Origin of the sequence: Clostridium sp. AM43-3BH (assembly GCF_003479985.1) — a bacterium.
In the GTDB taxonomy this organism is placed as follows: Bacteria; Bacillota; Clostridia; order Lachnospirales; family Lachnospiraceae; genus Otoolea; species Otoolea fessa.
Genome location: NZ_QUIH01000003.1, coordinates 306,272 through 332,505 on the forward strand (window position 1 = coordinate 306,272; position 26,234 = coordinate 332,505).

The 26,234-nt window shown below is 42.4% G+C and carries 32 protein-coding genes and 5 tRNA genes; 26 read left to right on the plus strand and 11 right to left on the minus strand.

The features are described 5' to 3' along the window. Position 1 precedes the first annotated feature (1 nt). The 6 genes from DW931_RS07060 to DW931_RS07085 all read left to right on the plus strand — a co-directional run bounded on the left by DW931_RS07060 (position 2) and on the right by DW931_RS07085 (position 4,215). A complete protein-coding gene (locus DW931_RS07060; RefSeq protein WP_022358562.1) occupies positions 2-508 on the plus strand; it encodes a small multi-drug export protein in 507 nt (168 codons plus the stop codon). 213 nt (positions 509-721) lie between these two features. Continuing rightward, a complete protein-coding gene (locus DW931_RS07065) occupies positions 722-3,394 on the plus strand; it encodes a heavy metal translocating P-type ATPase (RefSeq protein WP_118626936.1) in 2,673 nt (890 codons plus the stop codon). 73 nt (positions 3,395-3,467) lie between these two features. Continuing rightward, a complete protein-coding gene (locus DW931_RS07070) occupies positions 3,468-3,803 on the plus strand; it encodes a metal-sensing transcriptional repressor (RefSeq protein WP_022358560.1) in 336 nt (111 codons plus the stop codon). Between the two features lie 130 nt (positions 3,804-3,933). Beyond that, positions 3,934-4,007: transfer RNA gene (locus tag DW931_RS07075), tRNA-Pro, on the plus strand. Between the two features lie 18 nt (positions 4,008-4,025). Further along, positions 4,026-4,097, plus strand: a tRNA-Glu gene (locus DW931_RS07080). Positions 4,098-4,142: 45 nt separating this feature from the next. Beyond that, a tRNA-Thr gene (locus tag DW931_RS07085) sits at positions 4,143-4,215 on the plus strand. Positions 4,216-4,332: 117 nt separating this feature from the next. Here DW931_RS07085 and DW931_RS07090 read toward each other — a convergent pair. From DW931_RS07090 to DW931_RS07120, 6 genes are all read right to left on the minus strand, one after another. Further along, a complete protein-coding gene (locus tag DW931_RS07090; protein ID WP_118482056.1) occupies positions 4,333-5,646 on the minus strand; it encodes a site-specific integrase in 1,314 nt (437 codons plus the stop codon). A gap of 174 nt (positions 5,647-5,820) precedes the next feature. Further along, complete coding sequence (locus DW931_RS07095) at positions 5,821-6,252, minus strand: dUTP diphosphatase (protein ID WP_118482057.1); 432 nt, start codon at positions 6,250-6,252, stop codon at positions 5,821-5,823. 38 nt (positions 6,253-6,290) lie between these two features. Beyond that, a complete protein-coding gene (locus tag DW931_RS07100; protein ID WP_182429138.1) occupies positions 6,291-6,914 on the minus strand; it encodes an ORF6N domain-containing protein in 624 nt (207 codons plus the stop codon). Beyond that, on the minus strand, positions 6,907-8,094 hold the full coding sequence (locus DW931_RS07105; protein WP_118482059.1) for a hypothetical protein: 1,188 nt from the start codon (positions 8,092-8,094) through the stop codon (positions 6,907-6,909). Before DW931_RS07105 ends, DW931_RS07100 begins: the two co-directional genes overlap by 8 nt. A 362-nt stretch (positions 8,095-8,456) precedes the next feature. Next, on the minus strand, positions 8,457-9,245 hold the full coding sequence (locus DW931_RS07115) for a BRO family protein (protein ID WP_118482061.1): 789 nt from the start codon (positions 9,243-9,245) through the stop codon (positions 8,457-8,459). 60 nt (positions 9,246-9,305) lie between these two features. Next, a complete protein-coding gene (locus tag DW931_RS07120; protein WP_118482062.1) occupies positions 9,306-9,587 on the minus strand; it encodes a hypothetical protein in 282 nt (93 codons plus the stop codon). A 234-nt stretch (positions 9,588-9,821) separates the two neighbouring features. Here DW931_RS07120 and DW931_RS07125 point away from each other — a divergent pair, with 234 nt between their 5' ends. The 9 genes from DW931_RS07125 to DW931_RS16075 all read left to right on the plus strand — a co-directional run bounded on the left by DW931_RS07125 (position 9,822) and on the right by DW931_RS16075 (position 14,539). Next, positions 9,822-10,028: a hypothetical protein gene (locus DW931_RS07125; RefSeq protein ID WP_118482063.1), complete on the plus strand. Its 207-nt coding sequence runs from the start codon at positions 9,822-9,824 to the stop codon at positions 10,026-10,028. Next, positions 10,018-10,287 carry a hypothetical protein gene (locus tag DW931_RS07130; RefSeq protein WP_118482064.1) on the plus strand — a complete coding sequence of 90 codons (270 nt, stop codon included), beginning with the start codon at positions 10,018-10,020 and terminating at the stop codon, positions 10,285-10,287. Before DW931_RS07125 ends, DW931_RS07130 begins: the two co-directional genes overlap by 11 nt. Before the next feature lie 90 nt (positions 10,288-10,377). Then, a complete protein-coding gene (locus DW931_RS07135; protein WP_207664444.1) occupies positions 10,378-10,914 on the plus strand; it encodes a hypothetical protein in 537 nt (178 codons plus the stop codon). Positions 10,915-11,133: 219 nt separating this feature from the next. Beyond that, entirely contained in the window at positions 11,134-11,595 is a 462-nt protein-coding gene (locus tag DW931_RS07140) for a hypothetical protein (RefSeq protein WP_118482066.1), read from the plus strand. 121 nt (positions 11,596-11,716) lie between these two features. After that, complete coding sequence (locus DW931_RS07145) at positions 11,717-11,962, plus strand: hypothetical protein (RefSeq protein ID WP_118482067.1); 246 nt, start codon at positions 11,717-11,719, stop codon at positions 11,960-11,962. Then, complete coding sequence (locus tag DW931_RS07150; RefSeq protein ID WP_118482068.1) at positions 11,955-12,740, plus strand: antA/AntB antirepressor family protein; 786 nt, start codon at positions 11,955-11,957, stop codon at positions 12,738-12,740. The genes DW931_RS07145 and DW931_RS07150 overlap by 8 nt, the downstream gene beginning before the upstream one ends. 189 nt (positions 12,741-12,929) lie before the next feature. Then, positions 12,930-13,361, plus strand: coding sequence for a type II toxin-antitoxin system antitoxin SocA domain-containing protein (locus DW931_RS07155; protein WP_118482069.1), 432 nt, complete (start codon positions 12,930-12,932; stop codon positions 13,359-13,361). After that, positions 13,348-13,815 carry a hypothetical protein gene (locus DW931_RS07160; RefSeq protein WP_118482070.1) on the plus strand — a complete coding sequence of 156 codons (468 nt, stop codon included), beginning with the start codon at positions 13,348-13,350 and terminating at the stop codon, positions 13,813-13,815. Before DW931_RS07155 ends, DW931_RS07160 begins: the two co-directional genes overlap by 14 nt. 466 nt (positions 13,816-14,281) lie before the next feature. Next, positions 14,282-14,539: a hypothetical protein gene (locus DW931_RS16075; protein ID WP_147353618.1), complete on the plus strand. Its 258-nt coding sequence runs from the start codon at positions 14,282-14,284 to the stop codon at positions 14,537-14,539. A 276-nt stretch (positions 14,540-14,815) separates the two neighbouring features. On the opposite strand, the gene DW931_RS15885 is transcribed toward DW931_RS16075, so the two are convergent. The 5 genes from DW931_RS15885 to DW931_RS15890 all read right to left on the minus strand — a co-directional run bounded on the left by DW931_RS15885 (position 14,816) and on the right by DW931_RS15890 (position 17,406). Then, positions 14,816-14,980 (minus strand): hypothetical protein, encoded by a 165-nt coding sequence (locus tag DW931_RS15885; RefSeq protein ID WP_182429139.1) that lies wholly within the window; start codon positions 14,978-14,980, stop codon positions 14,816-14,818. Between the two features lie 98 nt (positions 14,981-15,078). Further along, positions 15,079-15,438 carry a hypothetical protein gene (locus DW931_RS07165; protein WP_118482071.1) on the minus strand — a complete coding sequence of 120 codons (360 nt, stop codon included), beginning with the start codon at positions 15,436-15,438 and terminating at the stop codon, positions 15,079-15,081. Between the two features lie 185 nt (positions 15,439-15,623). After that, positions 15,624-15,902 (minus strand): hypothetical protein, encoded by a 279-nt coding sequence (locus DW931_RS07170; protein ID WP_118482072.1) that lies wholly within the window; start codon positions 15,900-15,902, stop codon positions 15,624-15,626. Positions 15,903-15,965: 63 nt separating this feature from the next. Beyond that, entirely contained in the window at positions 15,966-16,238 is a 273-nt protein-coding gene (locus tag DW931_RS07175; protein WP_118482073.1) for a hypothetical protein, read from the minus strand. 994 nt (positions 16,239-17,232) lie between these two features. Then, positions 17,233-17,406, minus strand: coding sequence for a hypothetical protein (locus DW931_RS15890; protein WP_182429140.1), 174 nt, complete (start codon positions 17,404-17,406; stop codon positions 17,233-17,235). Between the two features lie 171 nt (positions 17,407-17,577). Between DW931_RS15890 and DW931_RS07190 the strand changes: the two genes are divergently transcribed. The 11 genes from DW931_RS07190 to DW931_RS07230 all read left to right on the plus strand — a co-directional run bounded on the left by DW931_RS07190 (position 17,578) and on the right by DW931_RS07230 (position 26,155). Next, positions 17,578-17,823, plus strand: a complete 246-nt coding sequence (locus DW931_RS07190) for a helix-turn-helix transcriptional regulator (RefSeq protein WP_118482076.1) — start codon at positions 17,578-17,580, stop codon at positions 17,821-17,823. 99 nt (positions 17,824-17,922) lie between these two features. After that, positions 17,923-18,069 (plus strand): hypothetical protein, encoded by a 147-nt coding sequence (locus tag DW931_RS15895; protein ID WP_207664445.1) that lies wholly within the window; start codon positions 17,923-17,925, stop codon positions 18,067-18,069. Positions 18,070-18,143: 74 nt separating this feature from the next. Further along, entirely contained in the window at positions 18,144-18,338 is a 195-nt protein-coding gene (locus DW931_RS07195; RefSeq protein WP_118482077.1) for a hypothetical protein, read from the plus strand. 1,892 nt (positions 18,339-20,230) lie between these two features. Continuing rightward, entirely contained in the window at positions 20,231-20,899 is a 669-nt protein-coding gene (locus DW931_RS07200; protein ID WP_118626937.1) for a hypothetical protein, read from the plus strand. Positions 20,900-21,989: 1,090 nt separating this feature from the next. Then, a complete protein-coding gene (locus DW931_RS07210; protein ID WP_118482418.1) occupies positions 21,990-22,586 on the plus strand; it encodes a recombinase family protein in 597 nt (198 codons plus the stop codon). Next, positions 22,579-23,043 carry a hypothetical protein gene (locus tag DW931_RS07215; RefSeq protein WP_118482419.1) on the plus strand — a complete coding sequence of 155 codons (465 nt, stop codon included), beginning with the start codon at positions 22,579-22,581 and terminating at the stop codon, positions 23,041-23,043. Before DW931_RS07210 ends, DW931_RS07215 begins: the two co-directional genes overlap by 8 nt. A gap of 39 nt (positions 23,044-23,082) precedes the next feature. Next, positions 23,083-23,198: transfer RNA gene (locus tag DW931_RS15900), tRNA-Pro, on the plus strand. A 5-nt stretch (positions 23,199-23,203) separates the two neighbouring features. Continuing rightward, positions 23,204-23,321, plus strand: a tRNA-OTHER gene (locus DW931_RS15905). A 468-nt stretch (positions 23,322-23,789) separates the two neighbouring features. Further along, a complete protein-coding gene (locus tag DW931_RS07220) occupies positions 23,790-25,277 on the plus strand; it encodes a DUF2828 family protein (protein ID WP_243015354.1) in 1,488 nt (495 codons plus the stop codon). A 2-nt stretch (positions 25,278-25,279) separates the two neighbouring features. After that, positions 25,280-25,915, plus strand: coding sequence for a hypothetical protein (locus DW931_RS07225; protein ID WP_118626938.1), 636 nt, complete (start codon positions 25,280-25,282; stop codon positions 25,913-25,915). Positions 25,916-25,975: 60 nt separating this feature from the next. Continuing rightward, positions 25,976-26,155, plus strand: coding sequence for a hypothetical protein (locus tag DW931_RS07230; protein ID WP_118482421.1), 180 nt, complete (start codon positions 25,976-25,978; stop codon positions 26,153-26,155). Positions 26,156-26,234: the final 79 nt, after the last annotated feature.

The window sequence follows — 26,234 nt, forward strand, 5'->3', positions numbered from 1 at the left end:
TATGGATTCACTGGTACAATGGTTTACAGCTAATTTATCCGGAGTCATATCGAAGGAGGCAATTATCTTCATTATCTCGATGATTCCGATTCTGGAACTTCGAGGCGGGCTTCTGGCTGCGTCACCGGCACTCTTAAACGTGCCGATCCTGCGGGCGATCCCGATCTGTATCGTGGGAAATATCCTGCCGATCCCGTTTATCCTGCTTCTAATCCGCCATGTGCTGGAGTGGATGAAGAAGGTTCCGTGTTTCCGTGGTATTGCGCTCTGGCTGGAACGCAAAGCGATGAGCAAAAAAGGGCAGATCGAGAAATATGAGTTCTGGGGGCTGATGCTCTTTGTCGGCATCCCGCTTCCGGGAACCGGCGCATGGACAGGCGCGCTGGTGGCATCCCTGCTCCACATGAAATTTGGCAAGGCATTTGGCGCGATTTTAGTCGGTATCGCGCTGGCGACGGTGATTATGTCGATTCTGTCCTACGGCGTGCTGGGCGTGCTGTTTGGATGATGCACAGATAAAAATGGAATAATGTCTATGCCCGCCAAAGGGCGGCATGGATGCGAATGTATAAAAGACTCTGTACGGGGAAATTCTCCGGACAGGGTCTTTTTGCGCGTGACTGTGAAGGTACTGAACCGTTACAGATTATAAATGAAATTGGGGTTGACATATACCCTGTGGGGGTATATTATAAGGACAGTTAAGAGATAGGAGGAGACCATGAAGCAATATACAGTAACCGGCATGAGCTGCGCGGCATGCAGCAGCCGGGTTGAAAAGGCAGTATCGAAAGTGCCGGGTGTCACGGCATGCTCGGTCAGCCTGCTGACAAATTCGATGGGCGTCGAGGGCGATGTGCCCCCGGAGACCGTGATTCATGCGGTGGAAGATGCCGGATATGGCGCATCCCTGAAAGGACAGGGCACTGCAGCGCAGGCGCAGAGCGCGTCGGAGGCAGAGGACGCCTTAAAAGATCGGGAGACGCCGGTTTTAAAACACCGTCTGATCGCATCGCTGGGATTCTTAGCAGTCCTTATGTATATGTCGATGGGACATATGATGTGGGGCTGGCCGCTGCCGCACTTTATGGATGGCAACCATGTGGCGATGGGACTTTTACAGCTCCTTTTAGCCGGAATTATCATGGTGATTAACCAGAAATTCTTTATCAGTGGTTTCAAGGGACTTTTACACCGCGCCCCGAACATGGACACGTTGGTAGCACTTGGTTCTGGCGCGTCGTTTATTTACAGCACATATGCGTTGTTTGCGATGACGGACGCACAGTTAAAGGGCAATGACACGGCAGTCATGTCCTACATGCATGAATTTTACTTTGAGTCGGCGGCAATGATTCTGGCGCTGATCACAGTCGGAAAAATGCTGGAGGCGCGTTCCAAGGGAAAAACGACGGATGCCTTAAAGGGACTGATGAAACTGGCACCGAAGACAGCTGTTATCATCCGGGATGGAGTGGAAAAAAAGGTTCCGATTGAAGAGGTAAAGAAAGGTGATGTATTTGTTGTACGCCCAGGTGAAAATATCCCGGTGGACGGCGTGGTCCTGGAAGGAGCAAGCGCGGTCAACGAGGCAGCACTGACCGGCGAGAGTATTCCGGTGGATAAGGCACAGGGTGACCCGGTTTCGGCGGCAACGGTCAACCAGTCTGGTTATCTGCGCTGTGAGGCGACCAGAGTCGGTGAAGATACCTCCCTGTCGCAGATTATCCGCATGGTCAGCGACGCGGCGGCGACGAAAGCGCCGATCGCCAAGATTGCAGACCGGGTTTCCGGCGTGTTTGTCCCGGCGGTTATCACGATCGCAGTGGTGACAACGATTATCTGGCTGCTGGCAGGACAGACGTTTGGATTCGCACTGGCGCGAGGTATTTCCGTATTGGTTATCAGCTGCCCGTGTGCACTGGGACTGGCTACGCCGGTTGCGATTATGGTCGGCAACGGCATGGGCGCGAAAAATGGAATCTTGTTCAAGACAGCTGTTTCGCTGGAAGAAACCGGAAAAATGGACATTGTAGCGCTTGATAAGACGGGTACGATCACCAGCGGCGAGCCGCGTGTGACCGACGTCATCCCGTCCGGAGGTGTGACTGAGAAGGAGCTGGTAAGCCTGGCGCTTTCCCTGGAAAAGAAGAGTGAGCACCCATTGGCGAAAGCTGTTCTTCTCTATGCAAAAGAACAGCAGGTGGATGCGCCGGAGGCGGCTGATTTCCAGGCGCTGCCGGGTAATGGACTTTCCGGTACGTTAAACGGCGCTTCATTGGCAGGCGGAAGCTTTTCCTATATCAGCGGACATACGACGGTGTCCGCACAGGAACAGGCATCCTTTGAGCGCCTGGCATCGGAAGGCAAGACACCGCTGTGCTTTATGAAAAATGGTCGTCTGGCTGGTATGATTGCCGTGGCAGATGTCATCAAGGAAGACAGCCCGCAGGCGGTCAAGGAACTGCAGAACATGGGAATCCGTGTGGTCATGCTGACCGGAGATAATGAGCGGACCGCCCGTGCGATTGGGGCACAGGCTGGTGTGGATGAAGTCATTGCCGGAGTACTTCCGGATGGGAAAGAGAGTGTCATCCGCAGCCTGAAAGAACAGGGCAAGGTGGCAATGGTCGGTGATGGTATCAATGATGCCCCGGCGCTCACGCGTGCCGATATAGGTATCGCGATCGGAGCCGGTACAGATATCGCGATTGATGCCGCGGATGTGGTGCTGATGAAGAGCCGTTTGAGTGATGTTCCGGCGGCAATCCGTCTAAGCCGTGCGACGCTTCGAAATATTCACGAAAACCTGTTCTGGGCATTCTTTTACAATGTTGTGGGTATTCCACTTGCAGCTGGTTTGTGGTATCCTATCTTTGGATGGAAATTAAATCCGATGTTCGGCGCTGCAGCGATGAGCTTATCCAGCTTCTGCGTAGTGACGAACGCGCTGCGGCTAAATCTGTTTAAGATGCACGATGCATCGAAGGATCATCCGATGCGGAAGAGGGCTGAGAAGGCTGCTAGTAAAGGTGGAGAAAAGGCAGAAAACGCAGGTGCAGTTAGGATGGGGGCAGAAGACACCCGGTCAATTGGACAAACAGCAAATGGAAATGAGACTGTTTCAAAAGAAATGCAAAAAAGTGAGAATCAAAAAAATAATATAAATATGGAGGAAATAACGATGACAAAGACAATGAATATCGAAGGAATGATGTGTGGACACTGTGAGGCACGCGTAAAGAAGGCGTTGGAGGCACTGGCAGGCGTGGAGAGCGCAGAGGTCAGCCATGAGAAAGGAACCGCGGTCGTAAACATGAGTGCGGATGTGGCGGACGATACGTTGAAAGAGGCGGTTGAGGCACAGGATTATAAGGTGGACTCGATTCAGTAGGATGAAAAAAGCTGCGAAATGGTGGAATTAATATGCCATTTCGCAGCATTTTGATAAAAGATAGGAGAAAAGCATGGGCTGTTGTAAATGTGAATCACAAGCGCAGGTCTGTCAGGGAGGAGAGACGGAACGCCACAAACACAGAAACCTGACCGAAGAAAAAGATCTGCTGAAACGTTTAAACCGGATCGAGGGACAGGTGCGCGGTGTGAAGGCGATGGTGGAAGACGAGCGATACTGCGTCGATATATTAAACCAGGTATCAGCGGTTCAGGCGGCGCTGAACAGTTTTTCCAAAGTCCTGCTGTCCAACCATATCAAAACCTGTGTGGTCGATGATATAGAGGCGGGAAATGGGGAAGAAGCGGTTGAGGAGCTGTGCAAGACGATTCAGAAGCTGATGAAGTAAATATAAATTTATTGAATTGAGCAAACACAAGCAACTATAGCGAAATATTAAACATAATAAATATTTTTAAAAATTCTTCAAAAAAAGTGTTGACATTCTCCTGGATTTATATTATACTACGTCATGTAATCGAGGCGTGGCTCAGTTTGGTAGAGCGCTGCGTTCGGGACGCAGAGGTCGCGTGTTCGAATCACGTCGCCTCGATTCTATTATAAAACATACGGCCTGTTGGTCAAGCGGTCAAGACGACGCCCTCTCACGGCGTAAACCCGGGTTCGATTCCCGGACAGGTCATCGAAAGTTGCTTTGGGTTTTCCAGAGTATTTTTCAAATTAAAATGCTTCCTTGGCTCAGTTGGTAGAGCGACGCATTCGTAATGCGTAGGTCGCCGGTTCAAGTCCGGCAGGGAGCTGATGAGTGGAAACCCTTGTAAATCAAGGGTTTTTCTTATGCTCGGATATAAAAAATTCTGTCCGCAAAGAGCGGATTTTTGTAATCTTATCGACCACTTATCGACCATCCAGAAAAGTTAGGCTTTGTTCGTTAGAACATTTTCCAGAGTATCAGCAGCTTTTCGGTCGAGTTCTTTTAGAGCATGGCTGTAAATATTTAGTGTTGTAGTTACGTCGGCATGTCCTAATCGGCTTGAAACCGTGCGAATATCAACATTTGAACCGATCAGCAGGGTGGCGGCGGTATGCCTGAGCCCGTGGAGAGGAATAAGCGGTAGTCTGGCGCTTTCATCTGTCTGGGCGGCGTTGTAATTGTTGATAACGCGGTGTAAAATCTGGTAAGGCGTTTCAAGTCCCATCATTTCCCCATTCCAGCGGGTAAAGATATAACCGCCGTCTTTCCATTGGGAGCCAATCGAAAGCCTGTAATATGCCTGTTCTTTCTTCCATTCCCGCGCCAGTGAGAGAACGATCGCCGGAAGCGAGATAAGGCGGGCGGACTTTTTCGTCTTAGTGCTCTTCACGATGAGTTTTTTCTTTACGCGGCAAACGCTTTTCATTATGCTGACAGTTGCCTTTTCGAAGTTCAGATCATCCCATGTGAGGGCGATGAGTTCTCCTCGCCTGCATCCGGTAAAAATTGCCAGGTAAAAGAAAAACTTATATTGTGTCATGCTGCGTCGGTTTGCCCTGAGATCATCGAGGCGCTGCGCCGTGGTGTTGAGCGGGTGTGCCAGCCTTCCGGATGCAGTGTAATAGGCTGGATTATCCAGAGCTTCAAGAAAGTGTTCAGCTTCGGGTTGCGAGAAGAACACGATCTTCTCATCTTCCGGCGTGTCCGGTGCTTTTATCTGTACGCGCTCCATCGGGTTCGCGGTTAGAAGATTCCAGCGGACAGCCTGCGAGAGCATAGCAGACAGAACTGCGGCTTTACGCTTGACCGTACCACATGAGAGCGTTTCCCCGGAGCCGTCCGACTTTTTACGCTTCAGCAGAGCATTTACATATTCCTGCAAATAGAGCGGCGTGAGGTTTTCCAGCGTCATATATCCGAACGCGCTTATAAATTCATTGATAGCTGATTGAGTAGATTGTAGCGTCCGCGGTGCCTGGTTCTCTTCGGCGTATTCTGCCAGATACTTGGCGGCGTACTTCTCAAATGTCATAGTTTGCCCGTCTGTGTACTGCCCCGTTAATATCTTGCGTTCAAAGTCGGCTGCAAATGCATTGACTTCTCGTTCTATGACAGTTCTGGCTTTTTGCTTGCCTGTTTTCGTCAACAATTCAGGCGTGAATGTCACAGATCTGGTTATTTTCTTACCGACTGAATTACGCCCACAGCTGACAGTTATCAGGTAGGCAGATTCACTTTTCTTTTTAATGTATGCCATAATAAATCCTCCTTTTTGATTTAGAACAGTTAAAAACGGCGCCTTAGAACAGTCTAAGACGCCATATTACGGTTAAAGAAAAGGCAACTCAAACCATAGCATAACCGTTCTCTTATAAAAATTGTACCACACCACGGACGGCATTAATAGATGTATAAAAAAAATTAGAATAATTTAATTTTTCCCTGTCGAACCAATTCCGCCCCTGTCGAGGTTGCCTAAAGCTTCTACTTTCTGAAATTCAATTTCCGGTTGATGCTTTACAATTCTGAACTGACAAATGCGGTCATTGACATGAATTACCGTGTCTCGCATCGCGTATGCTGGGAAATGCCATTGATCGTTATCTCCACGATATGATTCATCAATAACGCCCATGCTGTTAGTCTGGATAATGCCAAAATGTTTAAATGTACTACTACGTGGAACCACCAGAGCCTCATATCCTTTTGGAAGCTGCATTGCCACGCCCAGAGGAATCAGGGCAAATTCTCCGGCTTTAAGAATAGTTTCTTTGGCGCATCTGAGGTCGATCCAATCGCCTACAGAAATTTTGTTCAGTTTCTCAATATCATCACTCAGATATTTAATTTTGATAGTATTCATTGTTCATTTGTTCCTTTCGTGTAACTGTTTCCATTTTTTTACAATTCATAATCTGGATATACTGCCGCCCATACGTTTTTATGATAAGTATTGACTTCACCATAATTGGCATCAAATACCTTTTTGACTTCATATCCAAGTCGTTCTCCGGCAGCTTTTAGTTTCCTCCATTTGAAGGTTTTCCAGTTTACACCATTTAATGCCGCTACGCGCTTGATGGAATACCAGTCTTTGCCAACATCTAGCTGACGTTTCAGTTCTTCTTCGCGGTCAAGACTTTCAAGGAGTTGAGCAATAGCATCCCGATATGTAACCGGCGTCCCATCAATGTTTTTCTTCTGGAAATAACTGTCCACCAGACGATCATAGACTTCCCACGCTTTATCTGTATTTAAGGATTTTGCATGAAGGAATGCCCCTTTTTCTGTCCAAAGATAGATTGTTTGAGCGTTTTTCAAACCGTCATCAATTTGGTGACGGTTCAAAAAGTTCTTTTTGTCCACTCCTGTTAAGCAAATAAAATGCTTCCCTTCAACATATCTATCTTTGTTTCTATTGAAGTTATTAGAAACGATTCTACTATCTGTTTCATAAGCCTCTGCAAGCTGCCGAGTTGTTAAAACTCTTATACTTCTATATTCAACTACCCGTAAGTTATTCAATATTTTTCTCCTTCCATTTATTGTTCATAATATCCACAAGCAGCTCCACAGTACTTTCAAAGTCTCCAGTATTTCCAATAATGTAGTCCCAAGGCTCGTTTTTCTCATATTGTTCAAACTGCGAATTTTCGCTTATTCTGCGTTCTTCAAAGTTCTTGTCGCCACGTTTTATCGCGCGTTTTAAGGCGATTTTATATGGAGTAGATATATAAATCTGGACAAATCTATATGATTCTCCGACATTGCGAATCAAACTGTCAATTCCATTTGGGTCAATTACATATACATCAGATTGACTTAAAATATCAGATGTTACAAAATACTCATAGCCGTTAATGCGAGTATACGCCACGATATCTTGACGAAACTGTTCAACTTCTTCTGGTGTAATGAAAATATGATCCGATGTTTCTGAATCTTCATTGGGGCGCATCGGTCTGGTAGTATATGATTTTACCATTTTCAGCCCCAGGCGTTTACACGCTTCTCTGGCAAGGCTACTTTTTCCGATAGCGCTGCGACCGATGATTAAAAAGATGGTCTTCTTTTTCCTTCTGGCTTCCATGAGTGCCAGACTTTCCAAAAACTGTTCCATCCAAATATTCTTGTCCGCAGCATTTTTCATGGCTTCGCCCCATTGCTTATAAATTCGTTCCACTTTTATTTCGACCCATTGTTTTTGTTTGTCTATATATGCTTTTACCGCTTCATCTCCGGTATCAAGTACTGCATCAATACTAGCCTGTAAATTATCAATAGATTTTTGAGAATGCATAGTATAATTTAACTGACTTAAAGCAAACTTTTTCAAATTTTCATGCTGCGGAGTAGGAGCGATCCAGAATTCAACTTCGTGCAAAATTTTCTGGAATTTTTGATTTTCTAATTGCCAATCTATAAGACTTTTCTTTTTTGACTCTAAATCCTTTTCATGCTGTAGTACCATGATCTTTCTTGCTTCATCGAGAGAAATTCTCTGCCATTTAGCCCATTCTCTGGCAGCCTTGTCATATTCTTTTTTATAGAACTCATCAGCTTCAAAATGTTTTGGAATAGGGGATGTGAGAGAAGCGTCTTTCATATTGGCACAAACTCCAAATTCACGGCAGCAAACCTTTAGGAATCCCGCACCAGATGTAATTGTTCCATTTTTGATAAGTTCTGTATAAGCACTTGCCATATTTGATCTGCCTTTCTTATTTTATTTCTTATGTGGGTATGGATTTGCACCATACATAGTTCCGCTCACACTACTTACTTTCCCATACCAGATTCACGCCTTTAGCGCTACTACGGAACCCCTCCCCGCGTGTCTACCTATTCCACCACCACATGAAATGCATTATTTTGTGTAATGTATGATGAGGTTGCAAAGGTTCATAAGGACACACAAAAGCAACAGGCCCTCAGCATATAAGGAACCACTCCCATGAATTTTCCTGTGACGTAGTTTTCGATAAATCGGATATCCAATAAGCCACAATGCCCACAATGTGGTCATAATCCAAAATCCACCTGTGGATGCATGATAGATTAGTGTTCTCATGCGATCTCCTCCTTTCTGTTCAACTTCTGTTCGATAATCCCACTGATATCAATGCATTCGTTCCGGCAGAGAGCAACAGCAGTAGTGACAGCATTCTGCAATTCAGAATCATCCAGCATATCTAACGTTTTAGGCTTCTGCTTACTATTGGAATTATTCAGATGATTTGTAATTCTAGCATTAATGTTGATTCCATATCGATACAGCAACTCTTTCTTAAAGTCCCGCCATCCCTGCGAAAAATCATCGATTCCATAACCGTAAGCACGAACCAGTGCGTTAATCAGCGGACGATCCGCCCATTCTAATGCTTCCTGAGTCAGCAAATCATTTTCATTCTGGAGAATCGTTACTTCCTGTTCGGCTTTAGCTCTGGCAGCACGTTCCTCTTTCAGCTTTGTAAACATTTCAATTCCCAAGTCTGGATTTTCCAGAATCTGATTGATGATGTTCTCGGTTGCATAGATACCATTCTTTCTGATGGACGGAAGAACTTCTGATGTAACCCAGTCGGTAAATCGTTCGGCAGAAGGTTTTCTGCTTTGAAAGATTGTCTTGTACAGATTTGGTTCATTGATAAATGTGGCACACTGTTTTCTGCCTATGCTATCGATGACCTCGGCAGTAGCGACCCCATCTTCTTTTAAACGTTTCTTTACATCTGTAACGTGTGAAATATCTAATGCTTTACACACATCTGCCAAACAAAACATGGGTTCAGAGTTCAAAACAAGTGTTCTGATTTCCCCAAAATCCGCTGATTTAAAAAGCTGTACTGTTTGCATAAAAAAATCCTCCTTATTAAAATGTGTATGTTAGCTTGAACTTTTAGATGCTATTGACTATCAGTTGGAAATCTGATTCAAATACCCCTCCAGCCTCTGATTACATTCCTCTAGTAGCTGATTCATTGCTTCAATGTGACGATTCTCATTCCTCAGATGATCGCTCAAACGATCCCCAAGCTGAATCACATCTTGGCTCTGGTGAACCAAAGCCTTCCAAATCTTCTGGTTCATCTGCCACATCTGGCTCACTGTCAGGATCTGAATAATTGCTAATAGAAGGATCCATTTTTTCCAAGGCTGCGGAACTTTCTTTTGGTTGGTGTCCTGTTCGATCCTCATCGCACTCCTCCTTTCATTGTTGGAATATGTATAATGTGTCAATTTGTTCCACGCAAGTAGAAATATTGTACTTTTTCGTGTACAATCCGATATCCATTTCCAACTTTTGTCAGGTGTGTTGATGCCTTTGAATTGTGTATATACAAAAATAGTTCAGATATCTTGAATTATGTATATACATAATTTATAATATATACGTACACAAGCATATTAATATTGGGAGGTGGTAGAAAAGTGAGTGCAAAGCGTGGCAGGCCGACTAGCAATCCGAAGAAAGAATATATAATAGTCAGAGCCACCCAACAGGATAAAGAATTGCTCAAAGAATGTTGCCAGCAGCTGGCTCAAACTCAATACGAGGTTGTCATGGACGGAATCAGAATGGTGCATTCAAATATTCAAAAACCAGAAAAACAAACGGAGGCGGAAGATGGAACATAACATTATATTTGATTTAATAAAATCCGATCAAAAATATGTAAAACAGTATCAAGATGATTGCGTGTTTAATGCTTCAATTAAGTTATTAATGGAGGGAAGTTTTTCCATTCCGACTGTTATTGAGGTGGTTTCAAAATTATGTCAGCTCAATGAAGAACGAGAAAAACAGCTTGTAGACCTTCAAGAAACTACTATGCCGATGGATTTGCTGATTAAACTTATGGAATCAGCTCGAAACCAAAGTAAAGATACCATTTAAAATATATTTTGATTTTTTTGAAATTAGGGGTTGACAGAATGTGCTGAGAAGCAGTTTGATAACGGGATTGAAAATGTTGATACCGCAGAGATGGGACAGGTAACAGATATATTAAAGGATCTGGCCGAGGCGATGTATTATCGAACACTCACGAAAGCTATGGATGATTTGGACCCGGAAGAAATCATGGAAATGTTTGAGAGATATGGAGATGGTGGCCGCCGGTACTATGACCATTACCGCTATGCGGATGGAAGATTTGCTCCGAAAGGACGCGGAACATACCGCCGTGGCTATGATGAGCCACCTTATTGGCATATGACTCCGGAAATGTATCATGATATGGAACAGTACAGGGATTATGACCGAAAAGACGGCAGAATGTATTACACGGAACCAAACCAGATGATGATGGAAAGCAACTATGATCGGGCGAGACGTGCTTATACTGAAAGCAGAGACCTTCATCGCGGCAACACCGCGCAGGATAAAGAAGCTAAAATGAGAGACCTGGAAGGATATTTTCGGGAAATATCTACTGACATAACGGATCTTCTGGCAGACATGACGCCGAAAGAACGGTCTATGCTTAAGGCGAAAGTTTCTGCGCTAGCAACGAAACTGTAAGATAAAAGGGGTCGATTATGACCCCTTTAAGCATTTCAAATGAGGAAAGTTCTGGAGAGCGGCTAATGGAAACATTTTTGCTAAATGCATACTTAACAGCATGATAAACAGTAGGGCGGAGAAATCCGCCCTTTTTTCAAAAAAAGTGCTTGACTTTTTCTTGCAAACGCAATAATATTTAATTGCAATCAAAAATAATTGCATAGAAAGGAGAAAGATATGTTTGTAAGAGCAAAAAGACAAGTACAAAAATCTTTTCGTATTGACGAGAATGTGGAAAGGGATTTAGGTGTGCTCGCAAAAATTACAGAAAGGAGTCAGAACGAGCTTGCTAATGTTGCACTAGAAGAACTTTTACAGGACAATAAGGATTACTTTTTAAAGGTTGCGATTTTAGAGCATTTTTCTAACGAAATTGAAATCGCAGAAGACAACCTTGCACCTTTTGAAATGGGTGGATTAAGGGTTGAAGTAAGTTACACAGACGATAACAAAGTAAAAGTCAGAGCGGTTGATCAAGCAGAAGATAATTCGCGAGAGTTTGAAAGTGATGTTTGTAATGAATTTGAAAACTATCTTTTGGAATTATCTATCTATATTGACAGAAATGCAGAAGATACAAAAAAATATCTTAATGGAAGAACAGATTATCGTGATTACGTCAAAGTAAGAAACAAATAAGAGTTGCCCCGCTACCAACGTTTGCAACTCTTATCCAGCCGAAATCCCGAAGGAATTTGGTAAATCTATTATATCAATTCCTTTCGGGAAAATCAAATAATTTTGAAAGGAACGAAAGAAAGTGGATAAAGAATACGATTTATATGATGTGAGCATAAAACTGGACGTAGCCAATACCTTGATAAGTATGCTGAGTGATTACATCAACGACAGCCCCGTCGAAACAAGAAGCGACGCAATGCTCTTTGCTTACAATCAGAAAAGAATGAACGCATTGATTAGCGCACTTAGTGATTATGTGTACGATTCAAGCGAAATAGTGAATCAGCTTGATAAACAGTCAGCAGGGGGGAATGAGCATGAATAAAATGACGAATTACATTGACATGAGGACACCAATTGAAATTGCACTGGATATCGACAGCGAGGGCATGACTACCGCAAGAAAACTGTATGACTTTTTAGGACTTGCTCAGGGACAGTTTTCAAGATGGGCAAAAGCAAATATCACAGATAACGGATTTGCGACAGAAAATGAGGATTGGTGGGGGTTCGACATTGATGTCGAGGGTAACGTGGTTAAAGATTACCGACTTACCGCACACTTCGCAAAGAAGCTGTCAGTCAAGGGCAATGGTGAGAAAGCAGAACAGGCACGGGAGTATTTCACAACAGTTGAGGAAAGAGTGAAACAGAAAGCTATCGACATGTCTCAGCTATCACCGGAACTTCAAATGTTCAATAAGATTTTCCAGTCAGTTGCACAGCAGCAAATTGAGCAGAAGCGGCAGGCAGATAAGATTGACAAGGTTGAAACCACAGTTCAAAATATGAAAGAAATTTTCACGGAGCCGATTGCTGACTGGAAAGCAGAGATCAATGCGCGGGTCCGGGAGATCTCCATCAAGAGCGGGATCGAGTACCGGGAACTCTGGTCGAAACTGTACGGGGAACTGGAGGTTACGGCTCACACCAATCTGAGCCGGTTGCAGCAGAACAAGATTAAGCGTATGGAGAGAGCTGGAAACACAAAGGCGGCTATCCAGAGCGAGACAACGAAGCTGGCGATCATCTTTGCGAAGCCTAAGCACAAGGCAATTTTCGAGCACATCGTGAAAATGTACGCCATGAGATATTGCGCATAGTATTTACATGGGGAGTTTTGGCATCAGTGCCAGGGCTCCCTTTTAAGTTTCGCTAAGTTTCGCATCAGAATAGATGCCAGTGTCGAATTTTCGACAGTGGTAATTTCTGCACATTAGTTCAGTGGCTTTTTGATTGCGGGCGAGTTGACAACCATGTTATAATATAAATAAAAGAGAGGAGGAGAAATCATGGCAAATGTATTTGATACAGCTAAATACATCTTAGAGAAGTCTGGTTCTATGTCAACAATGAAGCTTCAGAAGCTATGTTATTATTCTCAGGCATGGGCACTTGTTTGGGATGATGCTCCTTTATTTAATGAGGATTTTCAGGCATGGGCCAATGGTCCGGTTTGTCCTGAGTTGTTTTATAAAACACAGGGAAACTATTCTGCAAGTGCGAGCGATGAAACCGGAGGCATAGGCGACTTGTCCGAGGACCAGAAAGATACAATTGATAAGGTACTTGAACATTATGGTAGTCATGATGCACAGTGGTTAAGTCAGCTTACCCACATGGAGGATCCTTGGATTAACGCAAGAAAAGGCGTACCATCTGGAGCAGGCTGTAATCATGTGATTACTAAAGAAAGCATGGCGTTGTATTATGGCGGGCTCTAAGAAAAATAAGCAAGTAAAGCAAAAAGAAATTCCGAAAGGTAAAAGCATTGCTCAAGGTGGAGATCCTGCACAATATTATTCGCAGACGCCGGCATGGTCATTTGCGAATTCAGATACTGAAATGTGGGCTTTTTCGCAAGGACACATGGGTGAATTGATCTGGACAGAAATATTACCAAGGCTGAAAGCATTTGAAACACAAACTTGGAGTGAAATACTTGTTAAGGACAAAAAACAAAATCATTCTTTGGATTTGGATGATTTAAACAAGATTGCACAAGATAGATTGGCTGAAAAGTATATAGAGGCTGAAGCACTGATTTCTTTGCGGATAACGGGTAATCATAGATTGTACGGATACATGACAGGCAGTGTTTTCAATGTGTTGTGGTATGATGACGACCATGGAGATAATAGTAAATGTGTTTGTCGTTCGTACCTTAAGCATACTTAGAATTAACACATCATTGACATTCCCATAGTTATTCCATATAATAAAATCGCAGCTAGAGATAGACTGTATACGCTTGGTAGCTGATACTATGTATTAAGCGTATTTATAAGTACGCCAGTCAAGTGGGGAGAGCAATCATTAATTTGGTTGCTCTTTTTTTGATTTTCCCAGAAAAATTTCAAAAAAAATTTTTTCCGCCACCATGATCGGGCTACTTTTGATACCCCCCTACCCCCTAAATATGTCTAGAAATTTCGTTTTGAAGTGCGATTTTTTTCGATTTTTGACACCGACTCCAGAAATCGACCCAATTCATTCTGGAAGCATGCTAGATTTCCGTTGAGTCGTTGATGGATGAGACGATCGGCGACCGCATTCAGAGCACCGCCGGAAATACTGGAAGCGATGCCAGAAGAACCGGAATGGCTCAAAGGCTTATAGCCTGTGAAAACCTGCACCGGAATAGATGATCGGCGTAGCATCCGCAAAATGGCGGAAGATTACAGCACAACCGCCCACAGCGGCAGGAACAAGCCACATTATACAACATATAAACCGGATTCGTGGCAGCAACCAAAACGGCGATGAAATACTATATAAACATATGCATACAAAGCACCAGAACGCCCAGAATTATTTTAAATGGTATTATGCTTATAAGTGTACACCAGAAGCAAAAAACGGCTTTAATTGGCTTTTAAACGCGTTAAACATAGCACAATAAAACCCGCAGCAGGGCGCGGAATCTATCCATACAACTGCCGCCAGTATATCAGCAGTATAATCCACGGATCGCACGAAGTCAACCCCGGTAATCTGCGGATCGCCCAAATCACGGGGACGAAAGCAGACCACAGAGCACCAGGAACACCCCAGAACAGTGGAAACGCTGCCAATAAGCAGCGGAAGCGGACCCGTTGCCAAGATATCACAAAACCGCCCAGAATCAGCCTAGAGCCGTCAGAGCGATCAGAAAAAGAGGGATCGAATAGATCCCCCGTTAGTTATCCAGAATAAGCGGCTGGATGCCTAAAGCTGTAAAGAATGCTGAAAAGCTGGAATCATCCATAAACTGAGATGAAGCGATCGAACCATCCGGGCGCACCTGCTGCACCATGTAACCAGATACACCCTCAAAGGTTGCGCGCGATGCTGTAAACTGCATAGATTGCCTTTCTGCCCTTGACCCTGGGCGCTAGGATATTTTGAAAAATCCGGGCGGAATCGAACCGCCCAAAGACAGCACCAGCCGCCGGATCTAAATCATGCCATCCGCGCCGCCTGCATCCGTTTAGCGTGTTCAACCATCCAAAACGCATCTACAGCAGCGGAAACCTCCCGATCGTATTTATCCAGCCTAGCTGCATCAAATACCGACAGCACCCGGAACGAATAGATCCCATAGCTGCGGATCGGTTTGACATCATAAGCGCGGCACCGGCTCATATGCTGCAAAAACGCCGCTTTTTTACTGGATGCATCCGGATCAAGCCATCCATCAAACGACACCAGGAGACCAGACACCCGGCAATTCTTCCGATCGTCCTCAAAATACGATCCGCCCCATTCAGCTGCCCGGAATTCGATCCCGGAATCCTCCAAGAACTGTTTTATTTTTTTCATGGTTTTATACCTCCATTTTCTGATTTTTTGGAAAAGGCAACCGGGGAAACGATCCCCGGCAAAAGTCCAACTTGCCTAAATTTTAAAGATCACCGGTCCGGAAGAAGTCCACCAGAAGCCGGAAACCATAACCGCCAGCGAATACCGCCAACACATAAATTAAATCACTCATACATCTAACCCCCTTAATCAACTACAAGCGCCAAGGCTCGATCATCATCGGCTACCCCCGGAAGGAATGTGACGAGAGAATCAACCGGAATAAATAAGTTGTATCCGTCAAAGCTCTGGAAGTATGCCAGGCAATCATCATTTTCCAAGTAAACATATTCCCGGTCATCGTAAGCATATTTGTAAATCGCTCCGATCTGGTAGTATTCCGCTGCATCCGCTGCCGTCTCTTTTTTGATATTCTCCAGGCTCTCAACTAATTGCCCGCTTTCGTCTCTATATCTTTTTTTCATGGTTTTGTTCCTCCTTAAATTTTTTAAAAATGCGCGTGGCGGAATCGAACCGCCCTGAACCATTCACGCAATATGACAGGATGTCATTCCCTTTTGTTGCATTTCGTCAAGCTTAAGCGTTACAAGCTTTTTAGCGCTGTGAAAATCAACCTTTCCGGCGGTAATCTCCACAATATAGTTCACGGCTTCCATGTAAGCATTCCAAAATGCCTTGTAGGACTCATCAAAAGCCTTTTCAGCTTCTGCATTTTCTGGATCCGCATCATAGAGCCTTTCCGCTATGTCGTTTTTGTCAAGAAGCTTTTTTGCTTCGTCGATCATTTCCCATAACTTCATAATGTTTTCCCCTCTTTCTATGCGTTTGCTTCTGTTCTTAAAATCTCAATACATTCTTTTTTGGTGTGCTCTCCGTAAAATTTCATAGGCTTATGAAATGCTTTTGCAAGGGCGAAATCTTCATGGTTTTTCAAAAAGAAATCACGGATTTCTAAAAATGTCTTTTTGTGGCTCTCATACTGTTCTTTTTTTTCATGTTCTTGCTCTGCTCTTGTTATTTCAAAATTTCAATTTGTTATTTTATAGTTATATTATATAGTTATATTTTGACCTTGTCAAGAACTATTTTGTTATTTTAAAATAATATTTTGTTTGACTTTTGTTCTTGGGGCTGTCATAATAGATAAAAAAGAAGGTGATATATATGCAGGCTCCAATAATAAAAATGATTTGCGGATTCCGGGATCTTCCCGTTTCGGAAGTAGCAAAAAAAATGAACAAAACAACGTCTAATTTTTATCAGATGTTAAAACGCGATAATTTCCGAGAGCAGGAATTAAATGAGATCGCGGACATTTTAAACTGCGATCTAAAAATCACATTCACAGATCGCGAAACCGGGAAGGAGTTCTAAACCCTCCCGGCTTTTTGCTTGCGTTTTATTTATATGAATGCTATGCTGTTAATATTGGGAAAATTCGAAAATACTTCCAGAAAATAGAATATAGTGTACTTAACCGGGAAGCCGGGGGACGAGCGGCACCGCTCCGAGCATATACGGAGGTGGTGCAAATGAGCACATACGAGAAAATAATGCTTGCTATTGCTATTGCCGGATTAATTCTTGATATACTCAAATAGACATAAAAAATAGCCGTCCTGTACTTTGGCGAGTCACGTGACAGCTATTTTTTAATAGTTTCTTATTCGCCGGGGCGGAAAAAATGCTTTTCTTTCCGGCTTTCCTGTTAAGTATATTATAGCTGTTGGCTTCTCTGTTTTCAAGTGGTATTTTCGAATTTTCGGGCATCCCGGGGAAAAATCCCCGTTTTTTTTATCTCTCCCAATAATAACCGTCGCCGGAATCAATAACGATCATCGCGCCCTCGTCGCTTGTCTGGATGTCCACGACGCGATTCATGTCGACCATGTTATAATGAGCATACGCGCCCAGAACCGCCGCCGTCATTGCTACACCTAGTAAAAATCCAATAATCATTTTTTTCATAATTTCTAACCTTTCCGCCCTTGGGGCTGTGTGAATGTTTTTCTTTTAACTATCATTATTATATAACTAAAATAAGTTATAGTCAAGAGAAAACACAACTTTTTTTAGTTATTTTTTGTTTGACATTTTGCGGGGGCTGCTGTATCCTTTATATATAAGGAGGTAACGCAAATGATACGTTTTAAATTTGACGTGGCGGGGGCGCTTAAAACTGCCGGAATGACAGCATACAAGGCACAAAAAAGCGGCATTTTGTCACAGGACACATGGCGCAAAATAAAAGAAAACAATGCTAATATAAGCATGAAATCGTTAAATAGCATATGTGCTATTTTGAATATGCAGCCGGAACATCTTTTATATTACGAAAAAGACCCAGAAGAAGAGAAAGAAATAAAAGAAAAACTCAATGGATGATATTGACAATATAACTGAAATAAGTTATAATAATACTTGTCAGAGGGAAACCGAGACAATAACCGCAGAGCCGGAGAAAGGAGAAACATGAACGAAGATATGAGCGTATTTAAAAGTTATTTAAGAAGACTTTTGCAGGACTTGAAAGACCTGCGGGAAGCACTCAAACACAAAGAATATGATAAGGCTGAAAAGATGGTTGACCGCCTTATCGATGACACTCAGAGCGGCATCGAAGACAATTAAAAAAGAGCTGATTGAATAGCTCAGAAACCACCGGGGCGGGCAACCGCCCCACCAATACACAGGAGGAGATTAAAATGACCGCAACAATGAGAGCAGAAATCGAGGAATTAGCAAGACAAATTAAAAAATCCGATACATGGGATATGGACCAGCTAGCGGAGCTGTGCGAAGCTGCCGGAATGGCCGAGGAATGGAAAAATGCGGATGGCGATACATTCGAGCAGGTCGCATTAACAGCAGCTGAAAAATTAGGAGTCGAAATCATATAGCAACAGAATCAAATACTATATTGAATATATTGTCTAAACAATTCGAAAAAAATTGGATCGCTATTGCAGACGGTCCGATTTTTTTGTTCTGGTATCGGATACATCCGGGCGCCGCAAGTATATTTTTGTGTGAAATATTTAACGATACTCTAATTTTAATTATTAAATTTAAATAAAACTTTTCTTAAAATTTTATGTTTGATGATTCCAATAAAAGCCTGGTAGGTTCTGCCGGAATGGCGATCTGATTCCAAGCCGATGCAGATAGGCGGATCGGCTTTATTTGATTATATTAGTTTAAAATTCTAATTTTGGTTTTTTGTTGCCTAGTCGGTAAAATATTCATAAAGTGTTTTAAAACAGCAAATTGATGTAAAAATCATTTAGTGTATACATGATTCCAAGCAAGGCAAGGGCGATCTGTTTTCTGGAATTTTAGATTCTGCCCTAGAGGTTGCGATTTGCCTAGACTGCTGCCAGAGATTCCAAGGCAAGCGATCAATCTGGTTTATTGAGTGACGTTATTTTAAAATCTTAATTTGCCTTTAAAAATCAGTAAGTCGATAAAATACCCACTTGATAGATTAAAATGCAAAATCACGTAAAATTTTATTTGATAGCTATATAAATCTAGGCAAGCCAAAAGCCGCCGCAACCCTGCGGATGATTCCAACAAGAGAAAAGCAGGGGATAGCGATCGAGTTTTGGACTGGATGTACACCCGGGAGAGCATCAGACCCTCGAAGATAACGATCGGGATTCCAACAAGAGCAGATAGGGCAGTAACAGCGCAAAAAGCAAAAAATAACTTTCCCGAACGGTGGCAGGTCGAAGAAAAAAGGGTTTTCCCCTTAGTTTTCCTTTTCTTCCTTCTTCCTCTTCTTCTCCCCCGTACCCCCTTAATAACTCTATTATCTATTATATCTTTTAATCACCCTTTTACTAAAAAAGAATTTTAATCTCTGTATATAATTTATATATAATAATATACTGTGTCGCTAGCCAAGTACAAAGGAGGGCGTCCCTCGCCCCCCTCTGGACTCCCCCTCGGCTTTCGTGCAGAGCCCGAAAGATGGCGTTTTTTTATTTTTTTTGCGGTAATGATTCGCTAAAGCCCTATGTTTTCGCTGTCGGTAGCGATCGGATCTCACGCCAGAGGCTAAACCAGATTTTTTAGATCACCTATAGCCAGAGATCAGATCGCCTCATACCGTCGATCCGGTAAGCGTTCGACCGCTGGACGTTAAGATCCTTGCGGTCGTGTAGCGACGATCCCGGTAGTAACCTACATACAACCACGATCCAGATCTAAACCTCAAAACTACCAACCAAGTAGATCGGCGGTGCCGCCGATAAATTAAATGTAATCACAGTAAATTAAATACTGCCAACAAATAACGCTTTAAACCGATAAAGTAAATATAACAATAATACGCTACATACTACCACGATCCCCGATCGGCTTTGCCGCCAGTAAATTATATATAACCGCCATAAACTAAAACTATATAATACACTAAATCGTAAGCCAATAAATTATATCTAGCGATCCAATAATAAACAGACTGGAATATATTTATAAATCTTAAATTCCCAGATAATCATAAAAATATTTTTAAAATTTATATCTTGACTTTTTGTGTTATTATTCCGTATAATCCGATCAGCTTAATATTTTAGATTTTAAAATATCAGCGTTTTTATTATTGGATTAAGTTCCTGGAGTTAAATATATTTCTTTTAATTCTACAGATGTTTTACTTTAAGACTTTCTTTATATTTCCGAATAACATAATTGATTAAACAATAAATACAATTATTTCATATTCCTTTAATTATTTGCATTATTGGAATATTTGTTGTAGTATGTAAAAGGATGTGAATTTTATAATATGGCTAATGGTAAACATGATATTAAAACAGTAAATAATCATAGTGTCAATATTCAAAATAATTTGAATAATATTGAAATATACAAGAATAAGATTGAATACTATGCAGATGATTATATTACAAATGTGCTTGGAATATCTCATGAAGAGATGATCGGGAATCCTTCCGCTTTTGCTGGAATGATGAAGCATATTTATATGCATCTGTTTAAAGCTAATCCGGCAGAACGCAAAACAATCTGGGTTACTGGTACAAATTTAGATTTGGATAATATAGAGCTGTTGGATCAGTTGTGGGATGTATACACGGGTTTATGCTATCGTTATCAAAAAAAGCCTACGATTTTAAACTTTGCGATCATGGTGGGAGTGGCTAACGATACCATCACTACATGGATAAATGGGACAATTAGAGGAGGAACAAGTTCTGCACATTCTCGAGCGGCTAAAAGGTGGAAAATGGAAAGTGAGTCCGCATTGTTTGATGGAGCGACCGAGAAAAACAGCATCGGCTGCATCTTTGCACTGAAAGCCTGCCACGGATACGCGGAGGCAGCGCAGGAAATCAGGGTAACAACCGGAACCACAGCGCAGGAGAGCCGGGAAGAAATCGCTCAGAAATACGCCGACAGTCTGGAATTACCAGAACCGGAAGCGCCGGAACTGTGATAAATGCAGGTGTAAGGGATGCCCAGGAGCGCAACAAATGCCATAAATAGCCAATTAAAGCGCTTTTTGTGCAATGAGTGTATATTTAGACCGTGCTTTATTTAGACACACCAACAGGCATACGTTTTTTGTGCAAAATAACAATAAAAAAGGCGTCTGTTTTGCCTTGATTCCAACGATTGGAATCAGCACCGGGAAAACACCAGCGGCGCAGCATGGGGGTAGGGGTCTAAACGTAGGGGGCTGTCTGGGCGGGGTGAGCCCCCAAAATTTCCAAAAAACAAAAAGGGGGTCGAATTGGCATGAATGAAACTGGTAGGTATCGATTCAAGATAACGTGTAAATCAAAAATGTTTGGCACAAGGACCTGCGAAATGAGATTGGAGACAGGAGAGCTTTTGACATATATGCCAGTGCCATATGGGGTAAGATTTGATTTCAGTTCTATTAAACGATTCTATGAGAGTGAAGATGGGCAAATGCTTATTCGAAGTAGGGTATCCAATTCATAGGATGTGTTATACAACAGAATACGCGGCAGCGATGACTGGTGCATAAAAGAGCACCGATTCGGTGAAGTTGTTTCATGCGAGCATCTGAGAGATTATGATTCATGTTTAATGGATATCTTCGACTGGGGATGTAAGAATATTTTGCCGGAACAAGAATATCGTTTGATTGAACCGTTTATAAGCAAATAAAAAGAAAGAGGGGTTTATTCCTCTTTCTCGACATCATCCATAGTTAGCCTTATCGAAACATCAGGTTCAGTTTCGATTACCAAACGGCAGTCAAGGTAGTTAAGAATTTTAATTAGTTCATCTGCCGACACGCTGTTTCTGGAAAATTTGTTCGCCAATGATTGAGGCAATATACCGAGATATTCAGCTAATTGGATATTGGAAATGTGTTTTATTTTCATAATTCGTTTTATTTTTTGAGAAACGATGTCAATCACCTCCTCCTACATATATAATAATCAAAATCGTTTCATCAGTCAATTGAAATACTAAAAATTGATTATATGTTCATTGACTATATAATCAAAATGGTGTATAATTGAACCATAAAGAAACGAGAGGTGTTATAAATGAAGATAGGGTATGTGCGGGTTTCTACAATTGATCAGAACGAGGGCCGTCAAATTGAAGCGATGAAAGATGATGGAGTAGAGAAGATTTACATGGATAAAAAATCTGGAAAGAATTTCGATCGTCCGGAATATCAGAAAATGATTTCTGAAATCAAAGAGGGCGATGTGGTAGTAATTCATTCAATTGATCGTCTTGGCAGAAACTATGACGAAATCATTGAGCAGTGGAAGCATATCACGAAAGAGATTAAGGCAGATATTATCGTTCAAGATATGCCGTTGCTTGATACCACTAAAGGTAAAGATTTAACAGGTACATTGATTTCTGACATTGTGTTGCAGCTATTTTCTTATGTAGCGCAGCGAGAGAGAGAAATGAATAGGCAGCGCCAGGCAGAAGGGATTGCACTGGCTAAGCTTCAAGGAAAATATAAGGGTAGAGCAAAGAAGAAAATAGACGAAGCACTTTTTGATAAGCTGTTAGCGCAATATAAAGCAAATAAACTTACAGCAGTGGATTTTGCAAAACAAATTAATGTATCAAGGGCAACGTTGTATAATATTTTCAAAGAAAGAGGGATACAGAATGATTGATTTTAGTGGGAAAATCATTTGGGTTAAGGATAGCGAGGAAGCCGACTGCCTGTTAAAAATGGCGATTTCACAAGGATATAAGCCGTGTATCGGAGAAAAAGCTATGACGGTATCGAAATTGTTTTCATTTACAGGAGATCATGTAATTAGACCGTGTACGGAGGTTTGCTTGGATAAAATGGAATCCTTTAGAGAGCTGTTACGGGAAAATGATTTTGGTATCGTCTTGAAAGACATGATTCGGTATGCTCAGAATCATTCTCTCCAGCACGTTTCTTTACGTATCAATGAAAGTGAATGGGAATTTTCAGGATTTGCAAAAACGATTGGGAGAAACGGAGAAAAAGAACAATTTACCTGTTCGATTAAGAAACCACTAAAAGTCACTATGGAGGATATTGAAAAGAAATTCGGATGTTCCGTAGAAATCGTTCCTAGTGTAAAAAAGTCAGCTTAAAAATTTTTCAAAAACAAAAAAGGGTCTTCGGACCCATAACGCAGGATGGCGGAATTGGTAGACGCACCGTAAAAGTTGTCATGTGGGTGGCACGCACAGCATATTATATTGCTTAGGGAGCCGGTACATTGAAAGTTCGAATCTTTCTCCTGCGATTTATGGCGAGGTAGCTCAGATGGTAGAGCAATGATATGAATACGCAGATCATGTTAGTGATCTCAACAGCAATCTCATTCCAATCCAGGCATGTGTCGGCGGTTCGATTCCGCCCCTCGTCTCTGCCCCGATTGCCGGTTATGGTAAACCGGAGGGAACATGACTGCGATAACGCTTGTGTTCCGCACAGCAATCGAGTATACGGGTTCAAGTTCTGTCGGGGCAATTAAGTGACGCTTACAGCAATCTTTCAAAACAGAAAATTCCATTGACAATATTTTCCCGTTTGAAACAGCGTCATGTAAAGAAATGAGGTTGCCTATGAACCGAAAGAATGAGTATAGGGATATGGAAAAGTACCATAAAGCTTGCCAGAGACAGCACAGACGGTATGAACTTAAAAAGTTAGCCAGATAGGCATAAAACTTTATATGGGACGCTCACAGCAAATTATGGGATATGACTGTTAATCATAAAAACCAATAGCGTCCTGAATGAACTTGCAAACAATTTTATTATGGGACTCCTACAGCAATCACAATGGTTAAAACAATGTCTGCAAAACAATGTGAAGTGGTTCGATTCCACAAATGAGAGTCCTGGAAAGAGAGGAAACAATGAGCTTCGCAGATGCAATGAGAAAAAACGGTTCATTTACCAGAACTGAGAACGGCGCTGTGGCCTTGAATACCACAGGAGACGCAAGACTGGATTTGTTCGGCACAATCGGATCTCTGAGAGAAGCTGATGAGGGCAGAATTGAAACACTGTTCGCAGAGGCATGCAATCAGGATGCTCTTTTTGCCACAAAGATTGCGTTCTACGCAAGAGATATTCGTGGAGGACTGGGAGAAAGAAAGACTTTCAGAACAATCGTCCGCTACATGGCAGGGAAACATCCAGAAGCACTCAGACCGAACATTGATTTGATTGGAGTGTTCGGAAGATATGATGATATGTATTCTCTGATCGAAACTCCGTTAGAGGATGATATGTGGGCTGCCATGAAGAAACAGTTTGAGGAAGATTTGAAGAACCTCAATGATGGCAAGGCAATATCCTTATTGGCAAAGTGGATTAAGACTGCGGATGCAAGCAGTAAGGAGACACGCAGGCTTGGCGTTATGACCGCACAGAAACTTGGTTATCCGGTCTACAATTTCAAGAGAATTGTCCGTAGTATGAGAAAACAGATCGGTGTTGTAGAAAGCCTTATGTCTGCCGGAAAATGGGATGAGATTAAATACCCGGAAGTTCCCAGCCGTGCAATGATGATTTACCGCAAGGCTTTTATGAAACATGACGAGGCACGATTCAATGAATTTATCGGCAAGGTAGAAAAGGGAGATGCGAAGATCAATGCGTCCACATTATTCCCTTACGATATTGTTGAGAAATTCTTATACGGCAGAGAGAACAGCAAAGTCCTTGAAGCACAGTGGAAAGCACTGCCGGATTATGTAGAAGAGGGTTCCAATGTTCTTGTAATGGCGGATGTATCTGGATCCATGTGTGGCAGACCGCTGGCTACTTCAATAGGACTTGCGATTTACTTTGCGGAAAGAAATGTTGGAGCATATCACAATCTGTTTATGACGTTTTCGGGCATTCCAGAAACAGTTATTCTGAGAGGAGAAACACTTGAACAGAAAATTTGCAATGTAAACAGCGCAAATTGGGGTAATAATACAGACCTTGAAATTGCCTTTGAAAGAGTCCTTGAAATTGCAGAAAAACACAAAATTTCGCAGGAAGAGATGCCCAAAGCAATTGTCGTTATTTCTGATATGGAAATAGATTTTTGCACAGAAGACTATAGCTGGACATTTTATGACAATATGGCTCGTGCATTTAGAGAAAAAGGTTATGTAATCCCAAACATTATTTTCTGGAATGTAAATAGTCGTCACGATGTATTTCATGCAGATAGTAGACGTAAAGGCGTGCAGCTTGCAAGCGGACAGTCTGTGACAGTATTCAAACAGATTCTTCAAAATCTTGGTTACAATCCAGTTGAAGCAATGGAGAACACTATCAATTCAGAAAGATACGATTGCATCACAGTAGAGGGGAAATAGGTATGATTTTACTTGAGAATACAGTAACAGCATCACCAGAGCAGTGGCGTGCAGCGATTATGGGAGCCCGTAACCCGATGAATAGTTGGGATAAAAGTGACAGTGCGTTCTGGCCGGGTCACATGAACATCGGAGAAAATGATTTAGGGCTGATGAAACGGCTGGTGGCGGCAGGAACGGATCATTCGAAATTCATGCGATTCTTGCCAGTAACCGTTGATGTCACTGCGCCGCTGTATTGGTGGAAGGAGTTTGATACATACAAGGTCGGAACCGTCGCTAACAGTTGCAGTACCATGCATAAAATCCATGCTAAACGGTTTGAACGCGAAGACTTTAGCGTTGAACATATTCTAAATTGTGATGAGCATCATTGGATGGTTTGTATGGATGATATTATTTCTGCAATGAATGTTGCAAGGGAAAAATATCTTGAAACCAAGGATAAAAAATACTGGTGGCAGATGATCCAGCTTCTGCCGTCCAGCTACAACCAGAAACGAACCATGATGTTAAATTATGCGGTTCTGCGGAACATTTATTTTGCCAGAAGGGCTCACAAGCTGGATGAATGGCATGATTTCTGCAAATGGATTGAAAAACTCCTATTTTCGGAACTTATAACCTTGAAAAAATAGAAAAAGTGCTTGACGGGAACAAATTGACACGTTAAGGCTATAGATGTCGGAGGGATAAAGATGGTTTTAGCAATAAAGATAATTACTACAGTCATGATTGCGGTATTCTCTGCCTGCCTGGTGTTTTTTATGCGTGGGCTTAAGATGCCGGAGAACAAATTTTCAATTGTCGGTTTTTCGGCGATGTTGGTTACATATGTGCTGTCATTGGTTTGCATTTGGGGGAGTTGGACGTGGTAAGAGTCGAATATATTGACGGAACATCCGAAGACATCGAAGATATTCTGGAATAGAAGAGCGACGCATACCGATATGCACA